Genomic DNA, 24454 nt, shown 5'->3' with positions numbered 1-24454 from the left:
CTCAGAATCTTTTCTTCATCCCTCTGTGTCCTCTGTGCCTCTGTGGTTCCAATCTCTTCATTCTCACGCGTCTCAAGCAGATCGGTGCTCTACAGCATGGATCCGGCCGGGAAGCCGACATCCACGACGAGCTCGGCATCCGAGAATACGTCCAGCGCATCGAGGGGCTTCGTGATGCTCCTCGCGCGGTTCGCGGCGTCCACGAGCGTCACGTCCGCCGTGTAGCGGCCCGGGAGCAGCGTGGTGCTGACCTCGAACCAATCACACGGAGCGTACTCCTCCGCGACGAGGTCGCCGCCGGGCGTATAGACGACGAGCTCGGCGTCGGTCGCCCCGTAATACGAGCACAGGAACGGGTCTGTCGTGCCCTCGATGGTGTACGCGATGGTCAGCGTCCCCGTATCCCGGAGCGGGCGCGGGTCGTCGGCCACGACGACGCAGCCTGCCGCCGGGGCCGCGAGCGCGGCCAGCAACATCAGGCTCAGCATTCTCGTGGATTGCATGGTTCTTCCTCCTCGGGTCTGCGGTCCTTTGGGCTGCGGCTCAGTCCGCGTAATAGCGGCGGCGGCGCTCGACCGGCTCGCGGTAGGCCGGGGCGCGTCGCTCCTCGTAGTACCGCGGCGGGTGGTAATGATGGGGCCGCTCACGCCGGCTCCGGATGACCACCCGGCGCTCCGCCAATACCCGCGGCTCGGATCGGAAGATCACCCAGCCGCGCGGGCCTTCGTAGTACCACGTTTCGCCGACGAGGTACGCGTACCCGCCGCGGTAGCGCACGCTCGGATACGCATAGATGTCCGCCGGCGCCGTCTCCACCCGGACGACAGAGTGGCCATAGAGGAGCTCGCTCTCGCCGCCGACTGTCCAGAAGCATCCAGCAGCGGCGAGCGCGAGCGCCCACAGCAGGATCGTGGCGCCGAGGCGGCGCGCAAACGTGCCTCGAACGACGCGATTCAAGCAGCGATGATCAGCTTGCACGATGCGTCTACCTCCCTCCATCGCCAATCCGCAATATGGGTGCCAAGAGGAGGAGGCGCGGGTCTTCATCGCGCGGCGAGGAGGCGATTTTCCCGGGTCTCCAAGAACGGCTCGTTTCGCTCGCGGGTGAGCGCGCCGCGACCGGCTCCGCGCCGGTGGGGGGCGGTCGAGCCGGAGCGGAGGCGCCGCCCGGAAGCAAGGCGGCGTCCAGCTGCGCCGGGGCCGAGCCGCGCACCGCGGGGGGCGGCCCGCGAGGTGCGCTGTACCCACGGACGCCGAGCTCGCCATGCCCTCCCGACTGTGCCGATCGTGCAAGGGGAGTGGCAATTTGCCATGATGGAACGCCATCGTCGCGGCGCGGGCGCGCGGCCGCGCAGGGCCGCGGGTGCCCTGGTGGGCGCGTGCGCCGCCGCGCCGGACACGCGCGGCGCATACCGGCGCATCCTGGCGCCGCCGGATCAGAACACGAGCCGGGCCGACAGCCCCGCAGGGCCGAGCGACGCGATGGGCCGGAACTCGACCTCCACCTCGCCCCGATCATGGGTGCGGTAGACCTGTGGCCTGTTCATGAGGAGCAGGACCGTCCCCGTGATCATCGTCGCTCCGCCGGCGACGAAGGCGCCGATCGCCGGGCCGCCGCCGCCCTGGCTGCCCTTGTCTGCCGCGCCGCTCCACATCAGCCCGCCACCCGCGACGCCCAGGGTTGCGCCTGCCCCGAGCAGGGTCCAGGGGATCCACGCGGGCCACCGCGGCTGGCCGATGACGGTGTCGACGCGCCGCGCGAGCTGGCCGGACGCCTCTTTGCCGGCGATCACGAGGATGGGCTTGACGACCGTGGAGTAGCCGTCCCTCCTCACCATGACGACGTGCTCTCCGGGCGTGACCATCCGGCGCTCGGTGCCGGGGCCGACGAACCAGGGCTTGTCGTCGAGCAGCACGGCGGCGCCCGGCTCATCGCAGCGGATCTCGATGGCGGCGAGCTCGCGCTCCATGAGCGCGCGCATCGCCGCGCGCGCCTCCTGCTCCTTCTCGGGCGCGAGCGTACCGGGCCCCCATCGCAGGACGAGCCGCAGGTTCTCATAGGCCAGGAGCGGCAGCCCGAGGCTCTTCAACACCCGCGCCAGATAAAGCCGGAGCTGGGGATGCTCCCAGGCGGCCAGCGCCTCTTCGTATTTGACCCGCGCCTCGGCGAACATCATGCGCCGGTGCAGCGCCCGCGCCTCCGTGAAGAGCTCGTGCGCGCGCTGCTTTCGATCGTCGGAGATGCCCTGGTGCCATGGCCGCGGCGACGGCGACGGACGGGGCGATGACGCATCCACCGCCGCCGGCGGCGGCGACGGCGGATGCGGCGAGAGAGAAGGTGGATGCGGCGACAGCGACCCTGGCGGCGGGCTCGCCGTCCCTGGGCTCGTCCCTGTGCCCGTCCCTGTGCCCGTCCCTGTGCCCGTCCCTGTGCCCGTCCCTTGGGCCAGCGCAGGCGCGGCGCAGAAGGCGCACAAGGCCACGAGAGCGATCGATAATGAGAGCTTCGCTGCTGGAAGGCGGACGTGCATGGGTCGCGTGTGGGTCCTTTTGCTTTGCGGGTCGCCCGCGGTGATCCACCGAGCCTTCACCCCGGCTCACCGGGCCGGCGAGCATGCCTCGCTCCCGAGGGTACGCCCTCGCATGTCCTCCTGTGAAGCGAGCTCGTCCCGGATCTGAGTACGCGCGCGTGCATTGGGCGCCTATGCTATCGTGATCGCTCTCGCAGCTCTCGCCATGGCAACCGCAGTTTCAGTGGCGGTGTTGTTTTATGCGCAGGGGGAAAGATGTCCACCGAGCTGATCATCCTGGGGCCGACGGGTCGATCGTCCGGCGCAGGCGAGCACCATCATGAGGGGTGCTTTCCAATGCGCACCGGAGCGCTCGAGGACGTAGGCTACACAAGCACGATGTTCGTCCGCGCAGCGCCCGCGCTGGCCGGCTCCGCGGCGGCGGCGGATGTCCTGCCGGCGGGCGCTCGCGCGATGAAGGCCGGCGGGGCGACGAGCGCGGGCGCTCCGCCGTCCTCGTCGCCTCCGCATCTCAAGCCGCTGCTCTCGGCCGGCGCCCGCATCGGGCACTACGAGCTCTTGCGCGAGCTCGGCCGGGGCGGCATGGGCATGGTCTTCCTGGCGCGAGACACGAGGCTCGCGCGCCTCGTCGCGATCAAGCTCCTCACGAAGCTGAACAGCAACGGCGTGCAGCGCTTCCTGAACGAAGCGCAGGCGACCGCTCGCTGCAAGCACGAGCATATCGTGACGATCCACGAGGTGAACGAGCACGACGGATACCCGTACATGGTGCTCGAGTACATCGAGGGGCAGAGCCTCGGCGCCTGGATGAGGCAGCGCAGGCCCGCGGACGCGGGGGAGGAGGTGTCGACGGCGCCGGTGCCGCCCAGCCTCGCCGTGGAGCTGATGGTCCCGGTCGTGGGCGCGCTCTCGCGCGCGCACGCGTCCGGCATCGTCCACCGCGATCTCAAGCCCGAGAACATCATGCTCGAGGCGTCGGGGGCGATCAAGGTGGTCGATTTCGGGATCGCCAAGCTGCGCGAGGACGAGGCGAGCCTCGCGCTCGCGGTCGAGCGCTCTGTCGCCGGCGCCGGCGCCGGCGCCGGCGCCGGCGATGCGCGCCTGACGGGCGAAGGAGCGGTCATCGGCACACTGCCTTATATGTCTCCCGAGCAGTGGCGAGGAATCGATATCGATCAGTCCAGCGATATCTGGGCGGTGGGCATCATGCTCCACGAGCTCGTGCTCGGCGCGCACCCGCTCGCGCCGGTCAGCATGGCGAGCCTCCTCCGGGTTCCGATCGTCGACGATCCGATGCCCGAGGTCGGCGCGCGCCGCCCGGAGCTCGGCCCGCTCGGCGCGATCATCGATCGCTGCCTGCGCAAGCGAAAGGCCGAGCGGTTCGCCTCCGCGCAGGAGCTTTTGGCCGAGCTGTTGCCCCTCCTGCCCGGGCGCCGGGAGGTCCACCTCGCCGCCGACGAGAGCCCGTTCGCCGGCCTGTCGTCGTTCCAGGAGGCCGACGCCGATCGCTTCTTCGGCCGCGCGCAGGTGCTCGCCGCCGTGATCGCGCGCCTCCGGAACCAGCCGCTGCTCGCGCTCGCGGGGGAGTCCGGCGTGGGGAAATCGTCGCTCGTGAGGGCGGGGGTGATCCCGGCGCTCAAGCGCTCCGGGGAGGGCTGGGAGGCGCTCGTCCTGCGGCCCGGGCGCGACCCCATGGCCGCGCTGGCGCACCTCTTCAGCCACCCCGCGGTGACGCCGAGCGCCGCCCCGCGCGCGCTCGCCGCGCAGGGCGGCGCGGGGACGGGCGCGGGCTGGAGCGAGCGGCTGCGCGCCGAGCCCGGCCTCCTCGGCGCCGCGCTGCGCGCGTGGTCGGACAGCGCGCAGCGACGCCTGCTGCTGTTCATCGATCAGTTCGAGGAGCTCTTCACGCTCGGCACCCCGACCGGCGAGCGCGAGGCGTTCCTCGCATGCCTGGAGGGGGTCGCCGACGACGCCTCCTCGCCGCTCCGGGTCGTCCTGTCGGTGCGATCGGACTTCCTCGAGCGGATGGCCGAGCACGAGCATTTCATGACGGCGATGATCCGCGGCCTCGTGTTCCTCCGGCCGATGGGGCGCGAGGGGCTGCGTGAAGCGCTGATGAAGCCGGTGGAGGCGGCGCGGCACGAGATCGAGGATCCGGCGATGGTCGAGGGCCTCCTCGACGCCCTGGAGAGCACGCGCGGCGCGCTGCCGCTCCTCCAGTTCACCGCGGCGAGGCTGTGGGAGATGCGCGACCGGGAGCGCCGGATGCTCACGCGCGCGAGCTACGAGGCGCTCGGCGGCGTGGCGGGCGCGCTGGCGAGCCACGCCGACACGGTGCTGGCCGCGATGAGCGAGCGCCGGGCGAAGCTCGCGCGGGCGGTCCTGGAGCGCCTGGTGACGCCGGAGCGGACGCGGGCCGTCGCCAGCCTGGGGGAGCTGTGCGAGCTGCCGGGGGATCGAGGCGAGATCGAGCGGGTGGTGGGGCTGCTCGCCGACGCGCGGCTCCTGGCGATCGAGACGGGGAGCGACCGCGCGGGCACCACGGTGGAGCTCGTGCACGAGTCGCTCATCGAGCGGTGGCCGACGCTCAAGCGCTGGCTCGATGAGAGCCAGGAAGACGCGGTGTTCCTGGACCGCCTGCGCGCGGCGGCGAGGCTCTGGGAGTCGAGCGATCGCGCCGCGGACACGCTCTGGCGTGGCAAGGTCGCCGACGACGCGCGCCAGTTTCGCAAGCGCTACCGGGGGGAGCTGCCCGAGCGGGAGCGGGTCTATCTGGACGAGGTGCTCCGGTTCGCCGATCAGCAGCAACGCGGGAGGCGCCGCCTCGTATCCGGGATCATGGCGGCGCTGTCGATCCTGATCGTCGCGGCGGGGGCCGGGATCGTGACGGTGACCCGCCAGAACGGGGTCATCACGGCGCAGTTCCACGAGATCCAGAGCACCGAGCACACGCTGAAGGACGCGCTCGCGAGCGCGGAGGCCGCCCGGAGCGCGGCGGAGAGGGCGCGGAAGGAGAGCGAGGCCGCGCGGCAGGAGAGCGACGCGCAGCGGAGGCGGGCCGAGCAGCTGCAGCAGGAAGCCGAGGCGGCCCGGGACCGCGCGGAGGCCGAGGCCGAGAGGGCCCGCGTGGCGGCCAGCCAGGCACAGGCCGCGCGGGACGAGGCGCGGAGGTCCGAGGCGGAGGCGCGACAGGCCGAGCTCAAGGCCACCGAGGAGGAGCAAAAGGCCAGGGCGGCGTCCGAGGCGGAGCGTCGGAGCCAGCGCGAGCAGGAGCTGCTCATCGAGCGGAGCGTGGGGAAGATCGAGGATAAGTTGGACTAGGTCCGCCCGCCCGAAGTCCGGCCAGGGGTGGCCGGACTTCGGCGCCGCTTCGCGGGGGCCTCGCGCGGGCGGACCTAGCTTCATTTCCTCGGGGCTCCGCCCCGAGAGTCGATGTCCCAGAGGAGCACGGTGGGGCGCATGCCCCGCGTCGTCGGTCTGGCGCGCGCCGAGCGCGAGCGCCGAGGCGGTGCCCGAGGGCGAGCACGGGAGGGCGGCGGACGGCCGTCCGGCGGCCTCACCGCGCGACGCAGCAGGCGATCCGGGCGATGTTCAGCGGATTCAACCATGCCGTGCAGGCGACTAACGCACCTTGCATGACTCCAGACGGACCATCTTCTCGTGCTGCTTCTTCTGCAGCACGTTCCAAAGCTTTTCCTCCGTATCGTCGCCTTCGCCGAACGTCTTGGCGTCTTCGATGAGCGCATCGGCGTCCTGGATGCCCGCCCGTATCGCGGCACTGATGAACAGTGGGTTGAACAGCACATAGCTGAGCACATCGGGACGGCTGTACGGGCTCACGGAGGTGAGCACGTAAAGGAGCCATAGGTCGCGATGCTGCAGCTTGCGCGTGCCACGCAGGATGTCCTCCAGGGCTCTCGCCGCCACGGAGCCGACGGCTTCTTGCCCTGATGGGCCGCCGAAGATGATGGGGATGCAGGGGGGGCTGCACTCCTTCGTTTCGCCCTCCTGCTTCTGCAGGAAATCGGCGTTCACTTCCACCTGCTTGTGAACCTCCTCGATCATGCGATCGGAGGTGATCACGCGCATCACCTGCAATACGTGATCCTGCAGCGACGGCCACTCGTTGATGTTCACCGCTGCGGACGCCCCATATCGCCGTGAATCCGTCGAGATCACGATGATGGCCTCGGCGCCGAAATCGATCGCGGGCTGCAGCGGAGCGTTGAGGCGCACGCCACCGTCGACGTAGAAGCGGCCGCGAGCCTGCGAGCCGATCCGGATCGGAGGGAACAGGACCGGGATCGCGGCCGACGCCAGCACGTGCTCCGGGGACAGCCGGGTGGGGATGTATTCGATCGCCCGATCCTCGTCGTTCTTCGGTATTCTCGCGCAACTGTTGGCGCCCATCTGGTAGAATATCTTGGTTCGCCCCGACCCGGACTCGGTCGTGGCGACCGCGAGCACATCGACCTTGGCCCGTTTGCGGTCCACCGACCTGTCTCTCTTGCAGTCCTTGGAGCTGCCTTGCGGGTTGTCGCTGAGCTCGTTGCCGTCCACCGTCCCGTCGCCTTCGCAGTCCTTGGGGCTGACTTGCAGGTTGTCGTGGATGACATCCCAGTCGACCAGGGTCGGGTTCTCGAGGTTGGCCCGCAGCGGTCTCGTGTCGAGCAAGCTCGTGGGGCCGTTCGTGCCGCACAGCAAGCCGGCGAGGTACTTTGCGCCGGCGCTGAGCAAGGAGGGCACGACAGGGCCGAGGACCATCTCTTTGTGGATGCGTTGCCAGCGCTCCACGAGCTCGCGGCTGGCCTCCTCCGGGGTCCTGGCGGCCAGCGACGCGAGCAGGGCTGCGTTGATGGCGCCGGCGCTGGTGCCGATGAGGATGGTCGGTCGAGTTTCGAGCTCGGGCAGCAGCCTGGAAACGAAGCCGGCCTCGTATGCGCCGCGAGCCCCCGCGCCGGTCAACACGATGGCGATCGGAGCTTTGGGCCGTTTTACCTTCTGGAATGGCTGGATTCTGAATTGGGCCGATTGGTGCTGCTCTGACACGACGTTCTACCTCCCCCTGCCATCGCTTGCGATCGCTCCACACCGAGCAAAAGCCAGGCCCCACGCCCCGAAGGAGGCGGCGTGGGCCCCACTGCAAAAGCTACCACGGTGAGGGTGGCTGTGGTAGCGACGCCATGACTCCTTCGAGCCCGCGCTCTCGTTCGTGCCCGGCAGATCGCCTCGGCGAGGGGCGCGCGCGGGCGTGCCTCACGGAGGTGAATCCGTCGATTTACGCCTTTGCTCGTCTGCGCCGAACTCTGGCTGCTCCGCGGGATCTGCGCTGTGCGTACGGAGAACGTCTCGGCCGGGGCCCGGCCCCGGTCCTGCGTCCCGTTGGGCCACACCGGAGCCGCCCTCGGCGGGGAAGCAGGCGGAAATTTTGAAAATCTCTGCTGGTTCTGGCGACCGCTCGTCATCGACCGGTCTTTCTGGCGGGATGTCTGACACGCGGAACTAGGTCCGTGCGTCAGACAATCTCACCGCTTCTCGCCGCCCGTCGCCGCCGGCGCACCGCCGCCCGGCGTCGCGTCCACGGCGTTGGGCCCGAGCAGCGTCCCGCACATCGTCTTGCACAGGATATCCGTCGCTTTGCACTCGCACTTGCCCTGCTGCTTGAGCTCGAGCTTGCCGCGCATCTGCTCCACCGTGAACTGCGCGAGCCGCTCGACCCGGTCCATGTTCCACCCTTCCTGGATCTGGCGCGGCGTCCGCGGGTCGGTGGTCTTGTCGTCGGGCTCGGCGCAGCAGCGGAAGCTCAGGAAGTAATAATAGAACCCCTCGTCGTGCGTGTAGATCTTCGGCCGGCACTGGTTGCGCACGCCCTTGTACCAGGGGCCGCCGGTGTGGACGCTGTCGAACTTGCCGCGCCAGCCGCCGGTCGTCTCGCTCGCCACGACCTCATCGGTGTTCGCGGGCAGATCGGCGACGCCATAATCGCTGATGCACTGCGGCTGCGACCCGCTCCGCACCCCTTTCCAGAGGCGCGCCAGCTCGCCCGGGTCGCGCTTCGCCACCTTCTTCATGTCGGGATCGTCCCAGAGGTGGTCGCCGTTGCACTTCGTCGCGTCGCGCGAGTAGCCGTAGGGAAACGGCTTCAGCTCCGGCCCCTCGCAGGCGAGCGTCCACTCCGACTCGGTGCAGAGCCGCTTGCCGACGGCGGCGCACTTGACCTGCGCCTGGTGGAACCGGTTCATCACCTCGGGCCGCTCCCCCTTCTTGTTCGGCCACTCGTACGTGTCGATGCAATACCGCTTCTTCGTCTTGTCGCCGACGCAGCGGCCGGGGGTGGGGGCGAACTCCTCGCAGATCGTCTTCTTGTTCGACTTGTCGTACCAGCTGCGGAGGCAGCTGTGCTCGACCTCGGAGCAGTACTCGCCCTCGACGAGCTTCATGTCGGCCGGGCACGCCTGCTCCTCCGCGGCGGCGGTCTCCCCGCCGGTCGCGCCGGCCTCGGCGGTGGGCGCGCCGGGCTCTGCGGCCGGCGGCGTCGAGGCCGCGGGCCCGGCGGGGGACGGAGCGGCCGCGGGCGGGCGGTCGTCGTGCGCGCGCGGGGCGGTCGGCGTCTGGGCGGGCTCGGGCGGAGCGCCGGAGCAGGCCGCGGCGAGCGTCAGGGCGGGGAGGGAGAGGAGGAGGCGTCGCATGGCCGGCGTCATAGTCGAGATCGCGGCGAGAGGGCCAGGCGTCGCGCCCCGGAGCGACGCCGCGCCCGGCCGCGCCGCGGGCTCCTCCTCGCCGGCGCGCCCGCTCAGCCCTGCTTCGGCGCCCTCATCCGCGCCGGGTCCACGACCGCGTCCCGCGCCACCTTGCCGAACGCGATGACGCTCCGGTCGCCGTTCTTCTCCTCGATGACCACCCGCCGCACCGACCACAGCTCCGGCCCCGACGTCATCTCGAGGCTGCGCACGTGCTTCGCGACCTCCTCGGCCCGCGGCCGCGCCGCCAGCGTGATCCCGTCCGCGCGGCTCGGGATCGAGAGGTCGTAGCGCGCCCTGAGCTTCGCGAGGTCGCCGCCGAGGAGCACGAGCAGGTCCGAGAGCACCGCGCCGAAGCGCCCCGCCGCCCCCCGCCCCGCGCCCGCCGCGCCCTTCGGGGTCGCGAAGCCGAACCCCTCGGGCGTGATCCAGTAGGTGATCGCGTCCGGCGGCTTGAGCTCCCAGCGGAGCCGGTCCGGCAGGACCAGCGTCATCTCCCCGTCGCTCTTCACCGCCGTCGCGAGCAGCCCGATGCTCCGCTCCTGCGTGAACGGCGCGACCAGCGTCTTCACCGACGCGCGCGCCCTCGTGATCTCGGCGAGCGCGTCGCCCACCTCGTCCGCGCGCGCGCGGCCGGCGAGCGAGAGCGCGCCGCCGCACGCCGCGAGGCCCATCAGGAAAGATCGTCGCTGCATCCTCGTCCTCTTCCTTCAGACGGGCACGCCGCGCTCAGTCTGCAACCGGCTTCGGCGTGTTGGGCCCGCTCTCCGGCAGCGCCGGCTTCGCGATGTACTCCTTCGGGAGCTCGCCCGTCAGCGACTTGAGCCAGACCACGATCTGATGGACCTGGGCCTCGGCCAGATCCTTGCCGAGCTGGTGCTTCGCCATGAGCCGCACCGCCTCCTCCAGCGACGAGATGGACCCGTCGTGGAAGTACGGCGCCGTCGCGGCCACGTTGCGCAAGGTCGGCACCCGGAAGACCATGAAATCCGCCTGCTTCTTCGTGATCTCGAAGACGCCGCGGTCCATCGTGTCGGGCCACGACCGCACCAGGCCGAGCTTCTGGAACATCGTCGCCCCGACGTGCGGGCCGAAGTGGCACGTCACGCAGCCGACCTCGACGAAGGTGTTGAACCCCTCCTTCTCGGCGTTGGTCAGCGCGTCGCGCTCCCCCTCGAGGAACTGATCCCACCGCCCGCGCGTGAACAGCTTGCGCTCGAACGCGCCGATCGCCTTCGCCGTGTTGCCGACGGTCACGGGCCACGGGTCGTTCGGGAACGCCCTGCCGAACGCCTTCACGTAGTCGGGGATCGAGCGCAGCGTCGCCTCGAGCCGCACCGGCGTCATCGCCATCTCGCTCGGGTTCATCATCGGCCCGTTGGCCTGATCCTCGACGCTGTCGAAGCGCCCGTCCCACATGAGCGAGAAGAACCCCGCCGAGTTGTAGACGCTCGGCGTGTTGCGGCGGCCGCTCTGGTGGGCGTGCCCGATCGAGACCTTCGAGCCGTCGGCGCCGTAGCGGTCGAGCGGGTGGCACGAGTTGCACGACAGGTCGTGGTTCTTCGAGAGCCGCGTGTCGTAGAAGAGCATCCGGCCGAGGTGGATCTTCTCGTCCGTGAGCGGGTTGTTCGAGGACGTGACGACCGCCGGCAGCGGGTTGAAGCTCGCGAGCCGCTCCGGATCGATCTGCACGGCCGGCTCGGCCGGGGCCGACGCGGTCGCCCCCGGCGCGGCCGCGGTCCCGGCCGGGGCCACGGGCGCGGCCGGCGCGGCGCCGGCCGCGGTGGAGGGCGCGGCCGCCGTCGTCTTCTGCACGAGCCAGGCGCCGACGCCGGCGCCCGTCGCGGCGACCAGCGCCGCCGCCGCCACGAGCGGCGCCGCCTTGCTGCGGGGGCGCGCGGCCGCGGGCGGCGGCTCGCCCGCCACGATGATCGTCTTCTGGAACGGCACGGACGTGCCCGCGACCGTCCTCGACGAGGGCGGCCCGTCCGGCAGCCCGCGGATGACGGGGCTGCTGTGGCTCGGGTGCTGGCCGCTCTGGCCGAGGTGCTGGCCGCTCTGGCTCAGGTGGTGGCCGCTCTGGCTCAGGTGGCCTTGGCCGCTCTGCGAGAACGCCGTGACGTGCTCGGGCCAGCTGCGGGGCGTGGCCACGGGCGTGGGCGGGCGGCGGGTCGCGTGATCGCCGTGGTCCTGCCAGCTGCGGGGCGTGGCCACGGGGGTGGGCGGGCGCCGCGTCGGGTGATCGCCGTTGTCCGGCCAGCCGCGGGACGCGCTCCCGGGCGCGGGCGTGCGGGAGGTGTGGACGGGCGTCGGCGGGCGCCGCGTCGGCGCCTCGGGGTGCGCCGAGCGCGAGGGCGGCGGCATGTCGGCCTGCACCGACTCGGGCAGCGGCTGCAGCATGTCCTCCCGGATCGAGAAGCCGTGCGGTAGGAGGATCCGGCACTCCTCGAGCATCTCCTCCGCGCTCTGGAAGCGCAGGTTCCTGTCGATCTGGAGCGCGCGATGGACGATCTCGCCGACCTCGTAGGGGACCCAGGGCGCCAGGCTCTGGATGGGCGGCGCCGGCACCGAACAGATCGCGACGATGAGCTCGCCCAGCCCGCGCGAGTTCCGGTAGGGGGTGCGGCCGGCGAGCATCTTGAAGAGGACGATGCCGAGCGACCAGAGGTCGGTCCGGCCGTCGACGTCCTTCATGTTGCGCGCCTGCTCGGGCGACATGTAGATGGGCGAGCCGATCAGGTTGCTCGTGGCCGTGAGCTCCTGGTGGGACTCGAAGCTGTCGTCGGCCTGGATCTTGGCGACGCCGAAGTCGAGGAGCTTGACCGAGTAATCCCCCCCGTCGCGCCGGGTCAGGAACAGGTTGGCGGGCTTGATGTCGCGGTGGAGGACGCGCGCGTCGTGCGCCTTGATGAGGCCCATGCACGCCTGGGCCACGATGCAGAGCGCGAGCTCGGGCGACAGGGGGCCGAGCCGCCGGAGCAGCTGGTCGACGTCCTCCCCCGAGAGGAGCTCCATCACGAGGAAGGGCAGGCCGGTGGCCCGGTCCCTGCCGCTATCGAGCACGCTGGCGATGTGCTCGCTCTCGATCGCGCCGGCGGCCCTGGCCTCGCGCTCGAAGCGGGCCATCACCGCGTCGTCCTGCGCGAGCTTGCTGGTGATCACCTTGACGGCGACGCGGCGGCCGGTGCCGAGGTGCCGTGCCTCGTAGACTGCCCCCATCCCGCCCTCGCCGAGCAGCCCGAGGATGAGGTACCGTTGATCGAGGGTGGTGTTGATCAGGTTGATGTCCGTCATGGTCTGGTCGACCCGGTCGCCGCTCCGCTGCGGCGACCTTGCGCCCCGCATCGCATTGTCGGACGGAAGCTCCCGCTAGGCAATCTCGCGGTACGGGAGCGCCGGACGAGAGGTGTCCTAGCCCCGGTGTACGGGCGTGGGAGAGGGGCCCTGTGAAACTGCGGCGAAACAGTTGCGCGCCGGGCTCGGCCATGTCTCAGGCGCGCCGCGGAGGGGCCGGGAGCGGCGCGTCGCCGGCGTTCGCCGCAGGACGGCGCGACCCGGACGGAGCGCTGTCCAGCCCGCCATGGGATGGACGCGGCCCGGACGCAGCGCCGTTGCGCGGGCGCGGGGGGCGGCGTGGGGCTGTCGCGATCGGGCAAGGGAGGTTGCTTCGTTAAGTTGTTTGTCGTTGGGTGAAGATCGTTGGTTATTTAAGGAGCGTCGCGGCCGCCGCGCCCGACGAGCGACGCGGTCGTGCTTTCAGGGATCGCCCGGGTCGCGCTCGCGGTCCGCGGCGGAGGGGCCGGGGGCGTCGCTGCCGAGCTCGCCGCCCGCGTGGGGCGAGCCGGCGCGTTCCCAGGCGGCGTAGTCGCCGCTCGTGAGCAGCGGATCCTCGGGCAGGGCGACCGGCTCGGCGGTGTCGAGGGCGGGGTCGAACGCCGGGTCGAGCAGCCGCGCCAGGTCGAAGCGCAGGAAGCGGCCGGCGAGGTGGGGGCCTTCGCTGACCCAGAGGACGCGCGCCGTCGCGTCCATGACGACCGCGTGCGTCGCGATGAGGGCGTCGATCGCGCGCCGGTCGCCGAGCGGCAGCGGCGCGCCGCCGGGGCCGCGCCGGTCGCGCAGGACATCGACGGCGGCCTCGACGGTCGCGCCCTCGGGCAGCGCCGCGAGCCGCTCGTCGAGGCGGCGGCGGCGCGCGCGGGTCGAGGTCTCGGCCTGGACGCGGAGGTTGCGCGGGTCGCCGGCGAGCGGCCCCTCGAAGTGGTTGGTGAGCGGGACCTTGCCGCGGCCGCGGCGCGCGTGGAGCTTCGCGCCGGGCGCCCGCTCGGCGATCGCGACCTCGCCGGCCGCGTCGACGAGCATCACGAGGTGGGAGACCATCGGGGCGCGCGCCTCGAGGAGCGCGAGCGCCTCGTCGACGCCGCGCGCGCGGCCGAGCACCTCGCGCATCGTGTGCACGACCGGCTCGCCGGCGGCGCGCGGCTCGCCGGCGCGCCCGCCGTGGACGACGAGGGCGAGGCCGGCGGCGTTCATCCCGGTCACCGCGCCGACGAGGCCGGGCCAGGCCACCGAGGCGTACGGGATCCTGCCCTGCTCGTGGACGAGGAACACCGCCTTGCCCTCGTCGAAGACGGGCCCGGCCTCGAAGTCGAAGTTGCGGGCGAGCACCGCGTGCCCGCCCGCCGACGCGGCCCCGGTGAGGGCGAAGCTCGTGCAGCCGATGAGCGGAGAGTGCTCGAACGAGAGCGCGATGTCGTAGAGCGACTGGAGGAAGACGAAGCGGTGGTAGGTGGGGAGGACGCCGTCGAAGGGGTCGGGCGAGAAGGCGCGGGCCTGGGCGGCGATCTCGCGCCGCGCGCCGTCGCTCATGCCCTCGTCGACGCCGCGGAACTCGAGGCGCGAGAGGTCCATGATGAGCCACCGGAGCGGGGCGACGGGCACGTAGCGGCGGAACTGCTCGTAGAGGGTGCCCTCGTTCTGGACCATCTCCGGGTAGAAGAGCCGGCCGTGCTGGTGGCCGATCTCCTCGGGCGTCCCGGCGAGGCGCGCCTCGAGGATGCGGCCGCGGCGGCGCGCGTAGGCGGGGCCGAGCACGCGCAGGCCCGCGGGACCCGCGGCGGGCTCGCCGGAGGCGGCGCGGATCGGCGGCGGCTCGATCCGCGTCGCGGCGGCGATGCCGAGGTGGGCGAGGACCGGCGCGGCGAGGAGCGCGGCGGCGGCGATGAGCTTGCGGCGGTGACGGGCGAGGCGCGAGGGCCGTGGGGGCGCGGTCGCGGTGGCGGCGGGGGCCGCGGTGGCGGCGGGGGCCGCGCTGGAGCCGGCTGGGTCCGTCACGCGTTCCAGAGCGCTGGCCCCGGGTCAGGGAGGCGCGGCCGTCGGCTGCGACGGGTGGGGGTCGATCTCGGCGGCGAGGGCGCTCGCCACGGCGGAGCGGCGCGCGGCCGCGGGCGGCGTCGGCGCGGCGGGCACGTGGCGGAGGCCGCGCGTGAGCGCGAGCGTCGCCACCACGCGGCCCACGATCCGCGCCGGATCGCGCACGCTGTCGAAGTGGGTGAGCCGCTCCTCCTCGGGCGGGTAGATGACCCGGGTCGGCACCTCGACGATGCGGACGTCGGCGGCGACGGCGCGCAGGAGGATCTCCGCCTCGAATGCGTAGCCGTCGTCGCGCGCGCCGAGCGACAGCGTCGTCCGGAGCGGGTAGCGGCGCAGGCCGCACTGCGTGTCGGCGAAGGGGCGGCCGGCGAAGAGCGAGAGGAAGAAGTTCGAGATGCGGTTCGAGATCTGGTTGGCGCGCGGCGCGCCGGCCGACGCGAGATCCCGGACGCCGAGGACCAGCGCCTCGGGATCGGCGTCGGCCTCGATGAGGCGCCGCGCCTCCTCGGGCGGGTGCTGGCCGTCGGCGTCGATGGTGATCGCCACGTCGAAGCCGGCGGCGAGGGCGAGCTCCATCCCGGTGCGCAGGGCGGCGCCCTTGCCCTGGTTCTCGGGGTGGATGAGCACGGTGGCGCCGGCCGCGCGCGCGCGCTCGGCCGTGCGGTCGCTCGAGCCGTCGTCCACGACGAAGACCGCGCCGCCCAGGCCGTTGACCCGGAGCGCCTCCCGTGTGACGTCCCCCACGTTGCGCTCGGCCTGGTAGGCGGGAATGATGGCGCAGATCCGCATGAAGCAGAGCGCGATTACCATGGTGTGCCCTGGATGAACAGCGGCAGGCGCGATCCGTCCGCTGCGTCCGCGTCGCCACGCCCGAGCCTGCTCCGCCGCCGGCCCCAGTTCCGTCGCGTCTGGCTGAGCGAGATCGTCTCGCTCCTCGGCGACTGGATGAGCTTCGTCGCCGTGAGCTTGCTCGCGCTGGGCGGCGAGGGGGGCGGGGTCGTGGCGCTCGCGCTGGTGATGGTCGGGCATCACCTCCCGAACGCGCTGTTCGCGCCGGTGGCGGGCGTGCTCGCGGACCGGCTCGATCGGCGGTGGCTGCTGGTCGCGACGAGCGTGGTGCAGGGCGCGCTCACGGTCGCGATGCTCGGCGCCGCGGTGCTGGGCAGCGTGGTGGCGGTGCAGGTGCTCGTCTTCGCCCGCGCGTCGGTGGGGGCGCTGCGCCTGCCGGCGCAGAGCGCGGTCTTGCGCCACGTGGTGGAGGAGGACGAGCTCCTCGAGGCGAACGCGATCGCGTCGGCGACGTGGAGCGTGATGTTCGCGGTCGGGATGGCGGCCGGCGGCCTGATCGCGTCGCTCGGCCCCGCGGCGGCGCTCGCCCTGGACGCGGCGTCGTTCGGCCTGTCGGCGCTGTTCCTCTGGGGGCTGCCGCCGATGGTGGCCGAGGGGCGGCCGGCGGAGGGCGGCGTGCTCTCGGCGCTCGCGTCGGTGCGCCGGGACATCGCGCTCGCGTGGAAGCACGCGTGGGATCGGCCGCCGCTGCTCGACGCGGTGCTCGCGAAGACGCCGGTCCACCTGGCCAACGGCGGGGCGCTGCTCTTGCTGAACCTTGTCGCGGCGGAGCGCGCGTTCGCGGGCACGGCCGCGCTCACGCTGGGGGTGCTCCAGTGCGTGCGCGGCGCGGGGACCGGGGTCGGCCCGCTGGTCGGCGTCGCGCTGGTCCGCCGCGGGCTGCGGGGCGAGCTCGCCGCGACCGGGGCCGCCTGGATGACGTTCGCGGCGATCGCGGCGTTCTCGGTGACGGGGCACGCGGCGGCGCTGATCGCGGTGGCGCTCGTGTGGGGGCTCGGCAGCGGCGCGAACTGGGTGCTGTCGAGCGCGGAGATCCAGCGGCTGTCGCCGGACCGCTTCGTCGGCCGGCTGTCGGCGATCGACAACCTGGTGCTCACGGTGGGGCTGTGCGCGACGTCGCTCGGCGGGGCGATGCTCGTCGAGCGGGTCGGGGTGCCCGGGGTGGCGGCGTGGCTGGGGCTCGGGGCCGGCGTGGTCGCGTGGCTCGGGTCGCAGTGGATGCTGCGCCGGCGGGCCGCGGCGGTGCGCGGGCAGGGCGCGGCGGAGGCCGCGGCGGAGCCGGAGGCGCTTTCCTTGCGGCACGGGACGGAGCGCAGGTAGCTTGCCGAGTCGATGATCCCGGACGTGTGGGCGCCGCTGCGCGGTCTCTCGGTGGGCCGCTGCGACGATGAGGGCCTCATCAACGGAACGTGGTTGGCCGGCCTGGCCGGCGGTGGCCCGCCGCGGTTCGTGGTGCAGCGGGTGAGCCCGATCTTCGCCCCGGAGGTCCACGACGACATCGAGGCGGTGACCGCGCACCTGGCGCGCCGGGGCCTCGCGACGCCGCGGCTGCTGCGCGCGGAGGACGGCGCGCTCTGGGCGCGGGACGGCGCGGGCGCGGTGTGGCGGGTGATGGACTTCGTCCCCGGCCGCACGCACCACCGGGTCGGCTCGCTCGCGCTGGCGCGCGCGGCGGGGGCGCTGGTGGCGCGGTTCCACCGGGCGGTGGACGATCTCGAGCACGCGTACCGCCATGTGCGCGCGGGCGCGCACGACACGGCGCTGCACATGGAGCGGCTGGACGGCGCGGCGACCGGAGGGGAGGGGAGGCGGCAGGCGGACGCGATCCTCGACGCGTGGCGCACGTGGCAGGGGCGGCTGGATCTGCCGCTGCGGCACTGCCACGGCGACCTGAAGATCTCGAATCTGCGCTTCTCCGAGGCGGGGGAGGGGATCTGCCTGCTCGATCTGGACACGCTCGCGCTGCAGCCGATCGACGTGGAGCTCGGCGACGCGTGGCGATCGTGGTGCAACCCGGTCGGGGAGGACGCGACCGACGCGCGGTTCGATCTGGAGGTGTTCGCCGCCGCGGCGGCGGGCTACCGCGCGGTGCGGCCGTTCGGCGCGGAGGAGCGGGAGGCGCTCGCGGACGCGGTGGAGCGGATCGCGCTGGAGCTCGCGGCGCGGTTCTGCCGGGACGCGTTCGAGGACCGGTACTTCGGCTGGGACCCGGCGCGGTTCCCGACGCGGGTCGCGCACAACCTCCAGCGGGCGGCGGGGCAGCTCGCGCTGGCGCGCTCGGCGCGGCGGCAGCGCGGGGAGATCGCGCGGCTGCTCGCGGGCGGGTGACACGGGGCCGCGCCCATCGGCCCGGACCTCGACCGCACCGCCCGGCGATCGCCCAGATCACCCGGGGGTGATCTCCCGGATCACCCGAGCACGCGCGCGCGACCCCGTTCCCGCGTCGATCCGACCTCGGTGTTGGTCGCCATTGAATTTGTTGACCTCCACGGACCGGCACGGACGCTGCAAGTCGCAGCGACACGAGCGAAGCACGCGAGTCGCCGTGGAAACCAGAGGAGGACGCATGGATCGGAGAGACGGTTGCGCAGCGCTGCTGACCTGGGCTTGCCTCGGCGCCCTCGCGGGGTGCATCACGGCGGCCGACGCGCCAGGAGGCGCGGAGGACACGACGAGCCAGGAGCTCGCCGAGGTGTCCTACAGCCCCGGCGCGGGGTGGAACCTCGTGTGGTCGGACGAGTTCGACGGTTCGAGCCTGAACACGGCCAACTGGAACGTGCTCACGAGCAACTACGATCCGGTCACCAACAATTGCAACTTTGGCACCGGAGAGCTCGAGTACCCGCGCGCCGCGAACGTCGCGGTCCGCGATGGCAGGCTGATCATCTCCGCGCAGCGCACGAGCGACAACCCGGCCGCGCCCCAGTGTACCGGGTACGGCGGGCGCTCCTTCTATTCCGGTCGCATCCACACGAAGGGCAAGGTCGAGCGGCGGTACGGCAAGATCTCCGCGAGCATCAAGGTGCCCTCCGGCTACGGGATGTGGCCGGCGTTCTGGACGCTGGGCGCCAACATCGACTCCGGCGCCAACGCGTGGCCTCGCTCGGGCGAGATCGACATCCTCGAATGGAGATCCACCGAGCCCACCTGGATGCAGTCCGCGGCCCACTGGTGGAGCGGTGGACAGGCGGACTGGGGGACCGGGGCGAACCGCGGCGCGAGCCTCGCCGACTCCTTCCACGTCTACGAGGTCGAGTGGTCGTCGAGCAGCATGATCTTCAGGCTCGACGGCAGCATCGTGGCCAACAACACGTACTACCACAACGAGGCGGAGTTCCAGCAGAACCACTACATCCTCTTGAACCTCGCCATCGGCGGCAACTGGTACGGCAACCCGAGCCCCGCGAGCATCGATCTGCCGTCGGGCACCACGAAGACCATGGAGGTCGAGTGGGTGCGATGGTACCAGCAGGGCGGCGGCGGCGGCTCGAGCGGCATCTCGCTCACCAACCCGAGCTTCGAGTCCGGGATGACCGGCTGGACCAACTGGAGCCCGAACGGCACCGGGGCAGCGGGCTTCAGCGAGACGTACAACGGCGCGCAGTCCGGCTCTTACCACCTCACCCACTGGACCAATGGCTCTCCGTTCGAGGTGTGGACGTACCAGACGCGCTCTGGGCTCGCGGCGGGCGACTACAAGGTCCGAGCGTGGGTGAAGAAAGGCGGCAGCTACGATTTCAGCCGGCTCCAGGCCAAGACGTGCGGCTCGTGCTCGCCCACGTACACGACGATCGGGAACTATGGGGCCTGGACGCAGGTCGAGACGCCGGCCATCCATGTCACCGGGGGTTACCTGGAGTTCGGCTTCCACACGAAGGCCACCACCGGCAACCCGGCCAACTTCATCCACATGGATAGCGTCGAGCTGATCCGCCTCTGACGGCCCAGCGCTGCCGTCACAGGTCCGCCACGGCGTAGGTCATCACCGGCTGCACGCGGCCTTTGACCGTGATTTCGCTGACGGGGCGCGTGTCGAAGCGATCCTTCACGAGGCGGTGCGTGTCCTCGCTGAGGAGGACGCTCACGCCGAGCTCCTTTGTCGCGCTCTCCAGGCGCGAGGCGAGGTTCACGGCGTCGCCGATGACCGTGTACTCCATCCGCGCTTCGCTGCCGATGTTCCCCGCGACGACCTCGCCGGTGTGGATCCCGACACCGGTCTTGAGCGCCGGGGTGCCCCGCTCGGCGAGGCGCTCGTTGAAGCGCGTGAGCGCGGCGCGCATGCGGATGGCGGCGCGCACGGCGCGCACGGCGTCGTCCGGCCTGGGGACGGGCGCGCCGAACACCGCCATGATCGCGTCGCCGATGTACTTGTCGACGACCCCGCCCTCGTCGAGGATGATGGCCACCATCTCGGTGAAATACTCGTTCAGGAGCCCCACGAGCTCATGGGCGTTCATCCGCTCGCTGATGGTCGTGAAGCTCCGGATATCGGAGAAGAGGATCGAGACGGTGAGCGTCTCGCCGCCGAGCTGAACTTTGCCGGCGAGCAGGTGCTCGAGCACGGACTCGGTCATGTACTTGCCGAAGGTGCTGCGGAGCTTGTCGCGCTCCTTGAGGCCGTCGACCATCGAGTTGAAGCCGGCCGCGAGGTCCTCCAGCTCGTCGCCGGTCTTCACCCCCTCCACGTGGACGTACTGCTGTTGCTCGAGCTGCTTGAGGGCGACGTTCACGCGGGAGAGCGCGCGCGACATCGTGCTCGCGAGGCGCGCGCCGAGGATCAGCGAGACGAGCGCCGCGAGGGTGAGCACGCCGGCCGCGAGCATCAGGTTCTGGCGCACGATCTTCCGGACGTCGCTCACGTCGAGCGCCATGACGATCGAGAAATCGCCGGCCTTGCCCCGCAGCGATCGGGGCGCGAAGCGGGAGAGGGCCCACAGCGAGCTGGCATCCTCGACGATCGTGGGGTGGGTCTCGTCGCCGATGGAGGCGCCGTGGAGCAGCCCGGTCGGGAAGCGTGCCGTGCCCGTGATCCGCTTGCCCGACGGATCGACGAGCGCGATCTCCACGCCGAGCTTCGCCGCCGCTTCGTCGAAGTAGGTGTGGTCGATGGGGATGCAGGCGAGCAGCGCTCCGGCGTCGCTCCTCGCGCGCTGGGCGACCATGTACGCGGGCGGCGCGCCTTGCTGTCCGTCGCACCCGTGGACGAGCACGTCCCGCAGGTCCTCCATCTCGTCGAGGTTCGAGAGGCCCGCGGCGAGCCCGGGGACCTCGTCCGTGCTCGCCGGCGGCGCGTCGAGCCCTCGCGCGGCGACCAGGTCGCCGAGCTCGTCGAAGGCGGCGATGGCGACGTTGGGATGAGCGGCGATGACGGCCTCGAGCGCGGTCCCCACGGCCGCGTCGTCGCGAAGCCGGAGCCCGTCGACCAGCTCGCGCGTACGAGAGGCCTGGCGCGCGCTCGTCGAGATGGAGCGCTGCTGCTGCCGGAGCTCGAGGCGGAAGTTGCGGATCGCCTGGGGGACGCGCTCGCTGATCTGCGCGAGGAGCTGCCGGTGCATCACCCAGGACAGCACGGGGAGGGCCGCGAGGGTCGCGAGCGAAGAGAGCGCGACGAGGACGGTGAGCTTGGCGCGAACGGTGCCGAGGCGGAACATGAAGGGCTGCATCAAAGCAAAGTCCGCTCCCGGTGGACAGCGCTTCGGCCGGGTGACAGCGCTTCGGCCGGGGAGGCGGTCACTGGCACATGGGGACACCGCCGCACGATCGGTGTCGTCGGCGACAAGGCCGACGACCGCGCCGTGTTGTGCCGCCCCGTGCGCGTAAGTACATCTGTGAACGCTCTGAGCGAGCCGAGATCGCCAAGGTAGCCGGAGCACGCCAACGCGATGGGCTGCGAGTACGCGTCGTCCTCGTCGAAGGCGCAGAGATCGCGCTCGCGCAGCGGTCGATCGAGGTAGGGCGACGGCGACGCATGGCGGTCGTGGTGCATCCCTGTCGGAGAGAGCTCGACCGAAGCGCGCCTCGATCTGGAGGTCTTCGTCGCCGCGGTGGCGGGCTACCGCGAGGCGCGGCCGTTCGGCGCGGAGGTGCGGGAGGCGCTCGTGGATGCGGCGGAGCGGATCGCCTTAGCTCGCGGCGAGGTTCTGCCGAAATGCGTTCGAGGACCGGTGCTTCAGCTGGGATCCGGCGCGCTTCACGATGCGGGTCGCGGACAACCTGCACCGGAAGGCGGGGCAGGTCTCGCCGGCGCTCGGCGCGGCAGCCGCGCGGGGAGCTCGCGCGGCTGCTCGCGAGGGGGTGACGAGCGACGCTGCGTTGGAGCGGGCGCAGCATCGGGCGTGTGGGGACATCGGCGGAGGCCTGGCCGGGACGGGCAGGGGGCGGACATATCGGGACATGGGGGCAGGGTCGATCCTCGCGTCGAGTGGAGCCAGGGGCGTTCCCAAAGCGTGACGGCACTATGGGATGCAGATATTGCGTAGAACGCTCACGCTGTTGCTGTCGAAGTTCGCGACGGCGAGGTCGTGCTTACCGTCGCCGTTCAGGTCCGCGACCGCAACCGAGACGGGCGTCGTGCTCGTGGGGTAGTCAAGCTTGGGCGCGAAGGTGCCGTTGCCGTTGTTGAGCAGTACGCTCACGCTGCCGCTACCATTGTTCACGACGGCGAGGTCGTGCTTACCGTCGCCGTTCAGGTCCGCGGCCGCAACCGAGACGGGGACATTGCCCGTGGGGTAGTCGAGCCAGGGGGCGAAGGTGCCGTCGCCGTTGTTGAATAGCACGCTCACGCTGCCGCTGTCGTAGTTCGCGATGGCGAGGTCGGGCTTGCTGTCGTCGTTCAGGTCCGCGGCCGCAACCGAGAAGGGGTGATCACGCGTGGGGTAGTCGAGCTTGGGGGCGAAGGTGCCGTCGCCGTTGTTGAGCAGCATGCTCACCGTGTTGCTGTCGGAGTTCGCGACGGCGAGGTCGTGCTTGCTATCGCCGTTCAGGTCCGCGGCAGCAACCGAGACGGGCCTAGTGCCCGTGAGGTAGTCGAGCTTGGGGGCGAAGGTGCCGTCGCCGTGGTTGAGCAGCACGCTCACGTTGTCGCCGTTGGAGTTCGCGACGGCGAGGTCGGATTTGCCGTCGCTGTTCAGGTCCGCGGCCACAACCGAGATGGGCGTAGTGCCCGTGGGGTAGTCGAGCTTGGGGGCGAAGGTGCCGTCGCCGTTGTTGAGCAGCACGCTCACCGTGTTGCTGTCGGAGTTCGCGACGGCGACGTCGGATTTGCCGTCGCTGTTCAGGTCCGCGGCCGCAACCGAGATGGGCGTAGTGCCCGTGGGGTAGTCGAGGTTGGGGGCGAAGGTGCCGTCGCCGTTGTTGAGCAGCACGCTCACCGTGTTGCTGTCGGAGTTCGCGACGGCGAGGTCGGATTTGCCGTCGCTGTTCAGGTCCGCGGACACAACCGAGATGGGCCCATTGCCTGTTGGGTAGTCCAGGTCGAAGGTGCCGTCGCCATTGTTGCGCAGCACGCTCACGCTGTTGCCGTCGAAGTTCGCGACGGCGAGGTCGGGCTTGCCGTCGCCGTTCAGATCCGCGGCCGCAACCGAGACTGGCGTATTGCCCGTAGGGTAGTCGAGCTTGGGGGCGAATGTGCCGTCGCCATTGTTGCGCAGCACACTCACACTGTCGCTATCAGCGTTCGCGACGATGAGGTCGTGCTTTCCGTCGCCGTTCAGGTCCGCGGCCGCAACCGAACGGGGGGCACCACCCATTGGATAGTCGACCTTTTGGACAAAGGTCCCGTTGCCGTTGTTGAGCAGCACGCTCAAGGTCTCGCGGAAGACGCTCACGACGGCGAGGTCGGGCTTGGCATCGCCGTTCAGGTCCGCGGCCGCAACCGAGGCGGGGAAATCGGCCGTGAGGTAGTCAACGTTGGGGGCAAAGGTGCCGTCGCCGTTGTTGAGCAGCACGCTCACCGTGTTGCTGTCGGAATTCGCGACGGCGAGGTCGTGCTTTCCGTCGCCGTTCAGATCCGCGGCCGCAACCGAGATGGGCATAGTGCCCGAGGAGTAGTCGAGCTTGGGGGCGAATGTGCCGTCGCCGTTGTTGAGCAGCACGCTCACGCTGCCAGCTTTCGCGACGGCGAGGTCGTGCTTTCCGTCACCGTTCAGGTCCTCGGCCGCAACTGAACTGGTCCCGGTGCCCGCGGGGTAGTCGAGCTTGGGGGCGAATGTGCCGTCACCGTGGTTGAGCAGCACGCTCACGCTGCCGCCGTTGGAGTTCGCGACGGCGAGGTCGTGCGTGCCGTCACCGTTCAGGTCCGCGGCAGCAACCGAGACGGGCCTAGCGCCCGTGAGGTAGTCGACCTTGGGAGCGAAGGTGCCGTCGCCGTGGTTGAGCAGCACGCTCACGCTGTCGCCGTTGGAGTCCGCGACGGCGAGGTCGTGCTTTCCGTCGCCATTCAGGTCCGCGGCCACCACCAAGAAAGGCGAATCACCGACAGAAAAAGACAGCTTGCCGCCGAACCCGGGCTTCCCACAGATACAGGTTCCGTTGCCGCAGCTCTCTCCCAAATCACAAATCACGGGGTCGCTGGTCTTGCATGCAGCGGTGGTTGGGTCACAGCCGACACAGGGATCGCAGACAGGGCCGTTGTTCTGCCAGCTCCCATTCGCATCGCAGACCAGCGGGATATTCCCGGAACACTGGAAGTCTCCCGGTGTGCACGTCTGTACGCAGTCACCGCCTGAGCAATGAAATCCGGAGTACGAGTCGCATGTCTTTCCCGGCTCCCATTGCCCATTGTCGTTGCATACCTCGGGTGTCAGCCCCATGCACCGCTTCCCCGGCGCGCAATGGCCCACGCACTCGCCGTCCTTGCACGTCTGGTCCACGCACAAGCCCCCTGGCGCGTCCTGCCAGCTCCCCGACGCGTCGCAGCGCTGTGGCTGCTGGCCATCGCAGTGCTTGTCCCCGGGACCGCAGACT

The 24454-nt window shown here is 71.2% G+C and carries 15 protein-coding genes; 4 read left to right on the top strand and 11 right to left on the bottom strand.

Going from position 1 to position 24454, the window contains the following annotated elements:
- Positions 1-89 precede the first annotated feature (89 nt).
- The 3 genes from NQZ70_RS41465 to NQZ70_RS41455 form a co-directional block, all read right to left on the bottom strand.
- Entirely contained in the window at positions 90-503 is a 414-nt protein-coding gene (locus NQZ70_RS41465; protein WP_129579148.1) for a hypothetical protein, read from the bottom strand.
- A 40-nt stretch (positions 504-543) separates the two neighbouring features.
- Positions 544-957, bottom strand: coding sequence for a hypothetical protein (locus NQZ70_RS41460; RefSeq protein ID WP_237244524.1), 414 nt, complete (start codon positions 955-957; stop codon positions 544-546).
- A gap of 479 nt (positions 958-1436) precedes the next feature.
- Positions 1437-2297, bottom strand: coding sequence for a hypothetical protein (locus tag NQZ70_RS41455; RefSeq protein WP_129579146.1), 861 nt, complete (start codon positions 2295-2297; stop codon positions 1437-1439).
- A gap of 612 nt (positions 2298-2909) precedes the next feature.
- Here NQZ70_RS41455 and NQZ70_RS41450 point away from each other — a divergent pair.
- Entirely contained in the window at positions 2910-5852 is a 2943-nt protein-coding gene (locus tag NQZ70_RS41450; protein ID WP_129581883.1) for a serine/threonine-protein kinase, read from the top strand.
- Positions 5853-6152: 300 nt separating this feature from the next.
- Here the strand turns inward: NQZ70_RS41450 and NQZ70_RS41445 are convergent, their stop codons facing one another.
- The 6 genes from NQZ70_RS41445 to NQZ70_RS41420 all read right to left on the bottom strand — a co-directional run bounded on the left by NQZ70_RS41445 (position 6153) and on the right by NQZ70_RS41420 (position 15451).
- Complete coding sequence (locus NQZ70_RS41445; protein WP_129579144.1) at positions 6153-7580, bottom strand: patatin-like phospholipase family protein; 1428 nt, start codon at positions 7578-7580, stop codon at positions 6153-6155.
- A 476-nt stretch (positions 7581-8056) separates the two neighbouring features.
- Complete coding sequence (locus NQZ70_RS41440; protein WP_129579143.1) at positions 8057-9220, bottom strand: SUMF1/EgtB/PvdO family nonheme iron enzyme; 1164 nt, start codon at positions 9218-9220, stop codon at positions 8057-8059.
- Between the two features lie 104 nt (positions 9221-9324).
- Entirely contained in the window at positions 9325-9966 is a 642-nt protein-coding gene (locus tag NQZ70_RS41435) for an outer membrane lipoprotein carrier protein LolA (protein WP_129579142.1), read from the bottom strand.
- A 34-nt stretch (positions 9967-10000) separates the two neighbouring features.
- Positions 10001-12616 (bottom strand): cytochrome c peroxidase, encoded by a 2616-nt coding sequence (locus tag NQZ70_RS41430; RefSeq protein WP_129579141.1) that lies wholly within the window; start codon positions 12614-12616, stop codon positions 10001-10003.
- Positions 12617-13027: 411 nt separating this feature from the next.
- A complete protein-coding gene (locus NQZ70_RS41425; protein WP_237244523.1) occupies positions 13028-14602 on the bottom strand; it encodes a C45 family peptidase in 1575 nt (524 codons plus the stop codon).
- A gap of 24 nt (positions 14603-14626) precedes the next feature.
- A complete protein-coding gene (locus NQZ70_RS41420) occupies positions 14627-15451 on the bottom strand; it encodes a glycosyltransferase family 2 protein (protein WP_237244522.1) in 825 nt (274 codons plus the stop codon).
- A 12-nt stretch (positions 15452-15463) separates the two neighbouring features.
- On the opposite strand from NQZ70_RS41420, the gene NQZ70_RS41415 reads away from it, so the two are divergent.
- The 3 genes from NQZ70_RS41415 (at position 15464) to NQZ70_RS41405 (ending at position 19430) form a co-directional block, all read left to right on the top strand.
- The gene (locus tag NQZ70_RS41415) at positions 15464-16810 is read left to right on the top strand and encodes an MFS transporter (RefSeq protein WP_129579140.1); all 1347 of its coding nucleotides are present in this window, start codon (positions 15464-15466) and stop codon (positions 16808-16810) included.
- 12 nt (positions 16811-16822) lie between these two features.
- On the top strand, positions 16823-17818 hold the full coding sequence (locus tag NQZ70_RS41410) for a phosphotransferase enzyme family protein (protein WP_129579139.1): 996 nt from the start codon (positions 16823-16825) through the stop codon (positions 17816-17818).
- A gap of 238 nt (positions 17819-18056) precedes the next feature.
- The gene (locus NQZ70_RS41405; protein WP_129579138.1) at positions 18057-19430 is read left to right on the top strand and encodes a family 16 glycosylhydrolase; all 1374 of its coding nucleotides are present in this window, start codon (positions 18057-18059) and stop codon (positions 19428-19430) included.
- 16 nt (positions 19431-19446) lie between these two features.
- Here the strand turns inward: NQZ70_RS41405 and NQZ70_RS41400 are convergent, their stop codons facing one another.
- Complete coding sequence (locus NQZ70_RS41400) at positions 19447-21141, bottom strand: adenylate/guanylate cyclase domain-containing protein (protein ID WP_237244521.1); 1695 nt, start codon at positions 21139-21141, stop codon at positions 19447-19449.
- 804 nt (positions 21142-21945) lie between these two features.
- A complete protein-coding gene (locus NQZ70_RS41395) occupies positions 21946-24051 on the bottom strand; it encodes a VCBS repeat-containing protein (RefSeq protein WP_237244520.1) in 2106 nt (701 codons plus the stop codon).
- Between the last annotated feature and the right edge of the window lie 403 nt (positions 24052-24454).

This window comes from Sorangium sp. So ce836 (assembly GCF_028553905.1).
Lineage (GTDB): Bacteria > Myxococcota_A > Polyangia > Polyangiales > Polyangiaceae > Sorangium > Sorangium cellulosum_D.
The sequence above is the reverse complement of the archived record's forward strand: the minus strand, read 5'-3'. Positions and strand labels throughout refer to the sequence as shown.

What these genes read in the sequence shown, in the direction of transcription:
- NQZ70_RS41465 (WP_129579148.1), bottom strand. Translation starts at nt 503, where the DNA reads ATGCAATCCACGAGAATGCTGAGCCTGATGTTGCTGGCCGCGCTCGCG.
- NQZ70_RS41450 (WP_129581883.1), top strand. Translation starts at nt 2,910, where the DNA reads ATGTTCGTCCGCGCAGCGCCCGCGCTGGCCGGCTCCGCGGCGGCGGCG.
- NQZ70_RS41440 (WP_129579143.1), bottom strand. Translation starts at nt 9,220, where the DNA reads ATGCGACGCCTCCTCCTCTCCCTCCCCGCCCTGACGCTCGCCGCGGCC.
- NQZ70_RS41435 (WP_129579142.1), bottom strand. Translation starts at nt 9,966, where the DNA reads ATGCAGCGACGATCTTTCCTGATGGGCCTCGCGGCGTGCGGCGGCGCG.
- NQZ70_RS41430 (WP_129579141.1), bottom strand. Translation starts at nt 12,616, where the DNA reads ATGCGGGGCGCAAGGTCGCCGCAGCGGAGCGGCGACCGGGTCGACCAG.
- NQZ70_RS41420 (WP_237244522.1), bottom strand. Translation starts at nt 15,451, where the DNA reads ATGGTAATCGCGCTCTGCTTCATGCGGATCTGCGCCATCATTCCCGCC.
- NQZ70_RS41415 (WP_129579140.1), top strand. Translation starts at nt 15,464, where the DNA reads ATGAACAGCGGCAGGCGCGATCCGTCCGCTGCGTCCGCGTCGCCACGC.
- NQZ70_RS41410 (WP_129579139.1), top strand. Translation starts at nt 16,823, where the DNA reads ATGATCCCGGACGTGTGGGCGCCGCTGCGCGGTCTCTCGGTGGGCCGC.
- NQZ70_RS41405 (WP_129579138.1), top strand. Translation starts at nt 18,057, where the DNA reads ATGGATCGGAGAGACGGTTGCGCAGCGCTGCTGACCTGGGCTTGCCTC.
- NQZ70_RS41400 (WP_237244521.1), bottom strand. Translation starts at nt 21,141, where the DNA reads ATGTTCCGCCTCGGCACCGTTCGCGCCAAGCTCACCGTCCTCGTCGCG.